Genomic DNA, 8,967 nt, shown 5'->3' with positions numbered 1-8,967 from the left:
GTGTCCTTCCATGCATCCTTGACCGCCGACCAGAACGCCATCAGCACATCGCGATGCTGGTCTACCACGGACTGCTTCGCCACGATGACGTGGTTGACCGGCACGAAACCGTGCTTGCGGGCAAATTCGCGCCCCGCGCCTCCGGCGTCCGGATAAACATCGGCCAGGTCGGAATCGGTCGGCTTGTCGTTGCCGACGATCACGGCATCGAGTTCACCCGCACGCAGCATGTCGAGCAGCACGCTGCCCGGCTTCGCGCGCGTTGCAAACGGCGGATCGGAATATTCCGCCACATGCGGATCCTCGAACGTCGTCCAGTGCACGGTCTCCGGCGCGATACCGAAATTCTCGGCGAGAATGCCGCGCAGCCACGCTCCCGTGGTCTGGCTATAGGCGCGCACGCCGATCCGCTTGCCGCGCAGGTCGGCCGGGCCGCGGATGGCGTCATTCTTCGCCAGCTTGATCAGGCTGATTTCCTGCGAGCGGGCAGCGACGGCGGCCGGAATCAGCACCAGCGGCTTGCCGAAGGCCTTGGCCTGCAGGAAGGTCACCAGCGCCATTTCGGAGATGTCGTAGGTGCCCTGCCGCACCATCTGCGCGAACGCCTTGGTGATCGGCGACACGTCGACGAAGTTGAAGTCCGGCGATGATGCAAGTCGCTCCTTAAGCAGTCGCGTATGCGGGTAATCGCCAATCGCCACACTCAGCACGAAATGTCCTCCGTCGGGCTCTCAATCCTGTCATGCCCCGCGCAGGCGGGGTCCGAAGCGCAATGTGCGGCCATGCCGGATCGCCCGCTTTCGCGGGCGATGACAGCATGTCACCGAGCTCAGCCGCCTCAGAACATCGGTGGAAACGGCCGGCCGCCACGATCGAGCGTGATCCAGCGCGTCTCGGTAAAGGTCTCCAGCGACCAGCGGCCGCCATGCTTGCCGACACCCGATGCCTTGAATCCGCCGAACGGCACATGCGGCTCATCGTTTACCGACGAGCAGTTGATGTGGCAATTGCCGGTGTCGAGCTTGTTGACGATGGCGAGCCCCCTCGCCTCGTCCCGCGTCATCACGCCCGCCGACAAGCCGTATTCGGTGTCGTTGGCGATCTGGATCGCTTCATCGTCAGTCCGGAACGGGATCACCGGCACGACCGGCCCGAAGGTCTCATCCTGATAGAGCTTCATGTCGGGCGTAACGCCGGTCAGGATCGTCGGCTCGACGAAGCGGCCTTCGATCTTGCCGCCGAGCGCCACCTTTGCGCCCTTGGCGATCGCGTCCTCGAGTTGTTCGCGCACCTTGCCGACCTGCTTGTCGTTGATTAGCGGGCCGATGATGTGCTCCTTGCTCTTGGTCGGGTCGCCGACCTTGAGCTTCTTCGCGCGCTCGACGAACTTCTTCAGGAAGTCGTCGTAGATCTTCTCGTGCACCAGCACCTTTTCGACCGACATGCAGATCTGGCCCTGATGCATGAAGGAGCCGAAATTGGCGGCCTGCGTCGCGCGCTCCATGTCGGCGTCCTCGCACACGATCAGCGAATCCTTGCCGCCGAGTTCGACGCAGCATTTCTTCAGATGGGCGCCGGCCTTGGCCGCGATCTGGCGGCCGATCGCGGTCGAGCCGGTGAACGAGATGCCCTTCACGTAAGGATGTTCGATAAGCTCATCGCCGACCTCCTGCACGTTGTCGCGCGAACAGGTGACGACATTGAACACGCCCTTCGGCAGCCCGGCTTCCTCGAACACTTCGGCGAACAGCAGCCCGCCGCAATAAGGCGTTTCTTCGGAGGGCTTCAGGACGATGGTGTTGCCGGCCGCGAGCGGAAACGCAAAGCCGCGCGACGACAGGATGCACGGGAAATTCCATGGGCTGATGATCGAGACGACGCCCATGGGACGGCGCACCGCCATCGACACCTTGCCGTATTCGGACGGAAGCACTTCGCCGGTCGCCTGCCATACCGAGGCCGCAGCCGCGCGAAACACTTCGACCGTATATCCGGTCTCGAACATGCCCTTGCCGAACCAGCCGCCACCCTCGCCCTGCAGCGCCTCGACAAATTCCATGCGCCGCTTCTCGAAGATCTCGGCGGCCTTTTCGAGGTAATGGGCGCGCTTGGTGAAAGGCAGCGCCGACCATTCGGCGAAAGCCGCGTGCGCAGCCTCGATCGCAGCGGCCGTTTCGGCGCGACCGCAATCGGGCACCTCGGCCCAGACCGAGCCGTCAGCGGGATTGAGATCCCTGAACATCTTCCGGCCGGACGAACGACCACCGATGAACTGGCCTTCGAATACGCGTGCCATGTCAATTCTCCTTGAGCCTTTGGGCCTTTTGGCCCTGATCATAAGCCTCGCGGCCGTTATTTGGTATCCGGTCCGCCATCGCCCGGCAGGTCGCCGGGCTTCAGCTTCACCACGGTGAGACGTTTTCGCCGCGCCGCGACATGCTGCGACTGGACCTGCGCCGCACGCGACACCAGCGCATCGATGTCGATCCTGCTCGCCGGCGGCGACGCGATTGGTTGCGGTTCTTCCGCGTCGATATCGACGCCGCGGCTGTTATGTCCGAGGAGCGGATCGCGAACTCCCTTGCCCGCTTCAGGCGGCGGCAAGTCATCCCTGCGGGCGAATGCGCTTGGCACGGGCGCTGCCAGCCGCCGTTGCCGGATATGATCCGCCATTCGCGCCGAAGCGGCGCGCGCCAGTCCCGCCGGATCGAGCGCATCGATTTCAATGAGGGCTGTCGCTGGATCATAGACGCCGACGAACGCCGACGGGTTCTCGCGCGACGCCCGTAGCGAGCGGATGTGACGCGCGTGCAGAAGCGTCGCCGCCTTCGCAAGGTCAGCGGCAGCGTCCGCAAGCCGCCTCGCATCGGTAGCGACCGCGGCATTAGGCAGCCCGCCCAGTGACGAGACAGCGGCGGCTTCGTCCCAGGGATCGCCACCCTTTTTCGGATCGTAGCGACCGGCGAAGGCGCTCGGTAGCGGCGCAGACTGCCGCAGAGCCCGCACGAAGGCTGTCCGGATCGCGCCGGCGCGCTGCGCAAGGCTTCCGATGAAACGGCCGACAGAGGCAAGATCGACCGGAAGCACGAATGGCGCGGGCAGACGGATCGTCGTCGCGTTCGCCGTGCCGCGCGCACCACCGAGATACGCATTCACCACGGCGGGATCGGTCATCAGGCTTTGCGCCGTGCCCTCGCCCGTGATCCGGCCGACTTCGATCAGATAACCGCGCTCCGCGATCTTGAGACTCTGCCGCGCGTTCTGCTCGACCAGAAGAATGCCGACGCCGGTTTCGGCGATCTTGGCCAGAGAACGAAACAACTCTTTCGTCAGGACCGGTGAGAGCCCGAGCGACGGCTCGTCCAGCATCAGGATTTCCGGCTGCGACATCAATGCGCGGCCGATCGCCACCATCTGCTGCTCGCCGCCAGACATCGTTCGAGCGATCTGCGACTTGCGCTCCGCGAGCCGCGGAAACAGCGAGTAGATCTGTTCGAGCGTCGCCTTCTCCCGCGATCGCGCGCGGTTTGGAAACGCGCCAAGCTCGAGGTTTTCGGCGACCGTGAGTTCGCCAAAAATGCCGCGGCCTTCGGGTACGAGTGCGACACCTTCTTCGACGATCAGGTGCGCCTTCATGCCCGTGATCATCTTGCCGTTCATGACGATCTCGGAACCGGGCTCGGCGCGGACCGTGCCCGCGATCGCCTTCAGAAGGCTCGACTTGCCGGCGCCATTGGCGCCGAGGATCACGCAGATCTCACCCTTATCGACCTTCACCGTGACATGATCGAGAGCATGGTGGCGACCGTAACGGACGCTGAGATTTTTCACCTCAAGCATCGTCGTCGTCCCCGAGATAGGCTTCGATCACCTCTGGGTCGGACAGCACCTCATCGACATCGCCTTCCTTGATCTTCCGGCCGGAATTCATCACGACACAGCGGCCGCACAAGGAACGGATCGCATCCATCACATGTTCAACCATGATGATGGTGCGGCCCTGATTGCTGAGCTGTTCGATCAGCTGAATGCCGATATTGAGTTCGCTCGGATTGAGCCCCGCGAGCCATTCGTCGAGCAGAAGCACACGCGGATTCGAAGCCAGCGCACGCGCCAGTTCGACGCGCTTCTGGTCGATATAGGTCATGGCCGCCACCGGCACATGCTCGCGGCCGCGCAGACCGACGAGAGCGAGCAATTCATGAGCGGCTTCGCGCGCCTGTTCGCCCCATAGTCGCTGATGCCCGAACACCGCGCCGGCGATCACATTGTGCTCCGCATCCATCGCGGGAAGCATGCGCACGAGCTGGAACGTGCGCGCCACGCCCTGGCGCGCGATCTTATGCGCCGGCATCCGGGAAATCCGCGTGCCGGAGAGAACGATCTCGCCCGCATCCGGCTTTAACGCACCAGAGATCAGGTTGAGCATCGTGGTCTTGCCAGAGCCATTCGGACCGATCAGCCCGAGCAGTTCGCCTTCGCGGACCTCGAAGCTGACGTCGTTCACCGCCACAAGACCTCCGAAGGCCTTGCGCGCACCGTTGACGCTAAGGGCCGCGGCGGTCATGCGCGTTCTTCCACAGGAACCGGCTGAGGCTCGGCCCGCGTTTTCTTCAGACGCGCCCAGAGCTGCTCCAGCCGTCCGGTGATGCCGTCGGGCAGGACATAAACGATGACCAGGAACGCGATGCCGATGACGATCGAGGTGTCGTTCGGAAGGCGGGCCGATACGAACTCCATCACCAGCGAGAACGGGATCACCCCGACCAGCGGCCCCCAAAGCCTGCGCGTGCCGCCAAGCAGGGCCATGATCACGACGAGGAAGGAAATCATCGGATTGAAGGCCGCCGGCGGCTCGATATAGGCGTAACGCGGCGCGAGGATCGCGCCCGCCATGCCGATGAAAGCGCCCGAGATCATGAACAGGATAATCTTCAGCTTGGCTGTATCGATCCCGGAATGGCGTGCGACGGTTTCGTCATTGCCGATGATCTGCATGGCGAAGCCGAGACGCGAGCGGTTGATGAGCCAACCTGTGAGGAAGATGACCGCAGTCAGCGCCAGCAGCATCCAGTAGATGTGCTTCTCGGTGAAGTCCGTGAAGACGTAGAGACCCATCTTGGTCGACAGCTTGATCTGCGTGTAGGACACGATCTGGCGGACCAGTTCGGCGAGGCCGAACGTGAAGATCACGAAATACACGCCGGAAATGCGCAGCGTCGCAGCGCCGACGAGGCCCGCCAGGATCGCCGCAACGACCCCGCCGATCAGGACGAGCGCACCAAAAGGCACATAGTCCAGGCCAAGGCCTACGGCATAGGTGCCGAGCCCGAAGAAGGCCGCGGTCGCGAGCGACACGTAATGGGTCGGACCGGAGAACAAGGTCCAGGCCGTACAAAGCGCAGCATACATTACCATGTTCAGGGCGAGCGACAGATAATAGCCCTGATCGAACAGCGGCAATGTGGCAGCGGCCGCGACCGCGACCGCGCCCGCGATCCCCGTCCAGATTTCGGAAGGCGAAAGCCTGGTCATGCCTGCTGCCTGCCGAAGATGCCCTGAGGCCGGAACAGCAGCACGAACACGAACAGCGCATAGGTGGCAGCCAGGGTCAGGCCCGGATCGACAAGGCGCGCGACCGCAGTCTCAGCGATCCCGAGAATCAATGCCGCGATCACCGCGCCGCGTACATCGCCGACACCGCCCATGATCACGATGATGAGCGCCTTCATGGTGAAGATGACGCCCATCGATGCGTTGAACGTATAGAAGGTCGACAGCAGCGTGCCGCCGCAGGCCGTCAGCGCGCCGCCCAGCGCGAAGGACAGGGCGGCAGCCTTGGCCACGTCGATTCCGACCAGTTTGGCCGAGTTCGGATTCACCGCGACCGCGCGCACGGCGGTGCCGTAGCGTGTGCGATAGAGAAAGAGATACAGCAGGACGGCAATCACACAGGCCGCACCAAAGGCGACCACGCGGTTGAGGCCATAGAACGTACCGAATATGTCGAACCGCTCGGCCAGAAACGTATAGGACGTATAGGCGCCGCCGAAACCGCGCAGCATCAATCCCTGGAACAGAAACAGCAATCCGAACGTCGCGAGGATCGAATCGACCTCAAGCATGCCCTGGCTCTTGGCGCGGTCGACCAGAGGCCGCAGCAGCAGCGCATAGATCGCCCAGTTGACCAGGAAGGCGACGGGCGCAATGACCAGAATGCCCCAGAGCGGGTTAATCGCGTAAGAGGTGAACAGCCAGAACGCGATGAAGCAGGCTGCGACGAAGGTCTCGCCATTGGCGAGATTCATGATGCGGGCGACACCATATTGCAGCGTCAGACCGATCGCGATGAGCGCGTAGGTTCCGCCGAGCAGAACACCGGTAACGATCGTCTCCATTGGGGTCCTGCAACAAACCGTCCGGCGCGGCCGGTGGAGCCTGCCGCGCCGGACATATTCGCTCCTCGAAGGCTTACTTCCAGGGCTGCTTCTTCACCGGTGCCTTGGCGCCGGAGAGGCCGGAAGACGCGACACCGTTGAAAGTACCGTCCTGCCACTGGCCGACCGCCCAGACGTTGTGGTTGATGCCGTCCTTCAGATTCACTTCGCCGATCACTGTCTTGAACGGACCCTTCCGGATCTCGGCGATCACCTTGGCCTTGTCGGTCGTGCCGGCGCGTTCGATCGCCTGGCCGAGAATTTCAAGACCGGCATAGGTCGTGGCGCTGGCCCATGCGTCGGGAACGGCACCGGTCACTTCCTTGTGTCGCTTCAGATAGTCCTGCATTTCCGGTGCGGACGCGTTGATGCCGCCGACGCCCATCACGCCATTGGCGTTGTCCTTGAAGCGACCAGCAAATGCGGGGAATGCGGTGCCGACGCCGACATAGAACGCGCCGACATCGAATTTCTGGATCTGCGCCTGCTCGGTGAGCGCGAAGGTGTCCGGCGGATACGAGAAAGCAACGAACGCATCCGGATTGGCGGCCTTGGCGGCGCTGATGATCGGCGCGACGTCCTGCGTGCCGAGCGGATAGGACGCCTCATACACGATCTCGAAGCCGGCCTTTTCGAGCGCCGGCTTGCCGGCATTCTTGAGTTCGAGGCCGAACGCGTCGGCGACGTTGACCAGCGCGACGCGCTTGCCGATCGCACCCGAGTCGCGAAGCTTCTTCAGCGCGTCGGCGACGCCTTCGGCGAGCTGCTTCGATGTACCGAGCAGCCAGAACGAATTCTGCCAGCGCTTGGCGAATTCCGGCACGCTGTCGGTAGCGGCGCTGGTAGTGATGTGCGGATAGCCGAATTTCGCAATCAGCGGCGCGGTCGCGACGTTGATGCCGGTCGAGTACGGGGTGACGATGAAGTCGACCTTGTCCACGGTGGCAAGGCGGGTGATGTTCTTGATGGCTTCGTCGGCGGTGGTCTTGTCATCGTATTCGATGAGCTCGACCTTCATCTGCTTGTTGCCGACCTTCAGGCCGCCGCGCTTGTTGACCTCTTCGACCCACAGCTTGATGTTCGGCCAATGCGTAACGGCAGCGCCGCCCGCCAGCGGACCGGTCTTCGGAGCACTCGCACCGATCTTCAGAGTGTCCTGAGCGGCCGCGATCCCGGTCGCCATGACGAACGCAGCGGCCGAGACCGCCACCATCATCGACACCTTCCTCAACATGAATTCCTCCTCGGTTTTATTGCGGTGCGGTGTTGGCACCCTTTTCTCACTAGCCGGGCAATGTATCGGCCGATCTGGGCCATGGTCCAGCATGGTTCATCGTTAACGTCAATCGTGCCCGCGCCGCGTTAGCCGCCTGCGGCGCCACGCGCTTCCCACTGCGGCGTTCTGCCGCCCGGTTCAGCAGCCCTGCGGCGTCCAGGCATTGGCGATGTCGTTCGCGCGCGTCCGGACGGCGGCATGCGTGGCTGCGGTGGTCGAACGCGTCGCATGCCTCGGCGACCGCCCGGTCGATGTCCGCACGAACGCAGCCGCCAACAACAGCAAATTTTGCGTCGATATCTCAAAGCGTGCGGTTCACATCCGCGAACCGCGGCCGGGTGCGACGATCAGTAGCCGCGGTCAGCGCCCGAGGATCGCTTCGGTTTCGAACCGTTCGACGAAGTGAAGACCGATCCGGCGCGTCAGGGCAGCCGCCGCTACCGACGACACCGCCAGCCCGACGGCTCCGGCAATCGGGGCGGCAAAGGACAGCGTCGTCGCCGCAGCAGCTGCGAGTCCGGTCGGCGCCGCACCGCCCATCAGCCCGATCACGATCGAACGCGTTTTGTCGCGCTCGAACGGGATGCCGTAGAGATCGCTGAGCGTCTTCACCATCCGCAGGATCACCGCCGTAACGCCTGCTACGTTTACAGCGGCCATGGGCAACAGCCCGCCAAGCCCGGCATACATCTTGTGACGGTCGACGATCTTGAAGGCGTGCTGAAGACGCATCTCCGCGTCGGACTGGGTTATCACCTGCATGTCAGAGGGTGCATCTTTCGCGTCATTCGCGTTCGCAGCGGGCGGCGTCGGCGGCCATATCTCAGCCTCGACCTGCACCGGCTCCCGGGGAGTCGTGGGCTTTGCCGTTACGGATTGCGGCATCGGCGCTTCGGTGCCGGCCTCACCCGGAATGAATCGCAGACCGGACCCGGCGGGCTTGATCGCCTTTGGAAGCTGTTTGCGTGTCATGCTGCGGCCTGCTGCTGTCCGAGCACCATATCGAGTTCGTCCGCGATCGCAGCGATCTCGCGCGCCGCGGGGCCTTTCCAGCTGATCAGACTCGGCGTCGCTCCCCACAGCGACGCTTCGGGATAGGCAACCCGGTTCTGCATTTCGTTCTGAAGCACGGGTATTCCGGCTTCGGTCAGCTCATTGCGGATGTGGCGCGCAATGATCGAGTCACGGGTGGTCTGCGTCAGGATGCATCGATAGAGCGGCCGCCGCCCATCTGTCCGCTCCGTGAGGAAGGCA

7 protein-coding genes and 2 pseudogenes are annotated in these 8,967 nt (G+C 63.4%); all 9 read right to left on the bottom strand.

Annotation, left to right across the window (positions count from 1 at the left end; genetic code table 11):
• Positions 1–710: ABC transporter substrate-binding protein (locus VNZ93_RS21430; protein ID WP_325710078.1), on the bottom strand; the 710-nt coding region annotated here is incomplete at its 3' end.
• Positions 711–838: 128 nt separating this feature from the next.
• On the bottom strand, positions 839–2,296 hold the full coding sequence (locus VNZ93_RS21425) for an aldehyde dehydrogenase family protein (protein ID WP_325710075.1): 1,458 nt from the start codon (positions 2,294–2,296) through the stop codon (positions 839–841).
• An 839-nt stretch (positions 2,297–3,135) separates the two neighbouring features.
• Positions 3,136–3,840: pseudogene (locus VNZ93_RS21420) on the bottom strand (ABC transporter ATP-binding protein); the annotation flags it as partial.
• On the bottom strand, positions 3,833–4,567 hold the full coding sequence (locus VNZ93_RS21415) for an ABC transporter ATP-binding protein (RefSeq protein ID WP_325710072.1): 735 nt from the start codon (positions 4,565–4,567) through the stop codon (positions 3,833–3,835). The gene VNZ93_RS21415 and the pseudogene VNZ93_RS21420, both read right to left, overlap by 8 nt.
• A complete protein-coding gene (locus VNZ93_RS21410) occupies positions 4,564–5,535 on the bottom strand; it encodes a branched-chain amino acid ABC transporter permease (protein ID WP_325710070.1) in 972 nt (323 codons plus the stop codon). The genes VNZ93_RS21415 and VNZ93_RS21410 overlap by 4 nt, the downstream gene beginning before the upstream one ends.
• A complete protein-coding gene (locus VNZ93_RS21405) occupies positions 5,532–6,398 on the bottom strand; it encodes a branched-chain amino acid ABC transporter permease (RefSeq protein WP_325710068.1) in 867 nt (288 codons plus the stop codon). Before VNZ93_RS21405 ends, VNZ93_RS21410 begins: the two co-directional genes overlap by 4 nt.
• 73 nt (positions 6,399–6,471) lie before the next feature.
• A complete protein-coding gene (locus VNZ93_RS21400; RefSeq protein WP_325710065.1) occupies positions 6,472–7,671 on the bottom strand; it encodes an amino acid ABC transporter substrate-binding protein in 1,200 nt (399 codons plus the stop codon).
• 402 nt (positions 7,672–8,073) lie between these two features.
• Positions 8,074–8,685, bottom strand: a complete 612-nt coding sequence (locus VNZ93_RS21395) for a DUF697 domain-containing protein (protein ID WP_325710063.1) — start codon at positions 8,683–8,685, stop codon at positions 8,074–8,076.
• Positions 8,682–8,967: pseudogene (locus VNZ93_RS21390) on the bottom strand (chromosome partitioning protein ParA); the annotation flags it as partial. The pseudogene VNZ93_RS21390 and the gene VNZ93_RS21395, both read right to left, overlap by 4 nt.

This window comes from Pseudorhodoplanes sp. (assembly GCF_035565795.1).
Classification (GTDB): Bacteria; Pseudomonadota; Alphaproteobacteria; order Rhizobiales; family Xanthobacteraceae; genus Pseudorhodoplanes.
Note: the sequence above shows the minus strand (reverse complement) of the source record. Positions and strands in the feature narration are given on the sequence as shown.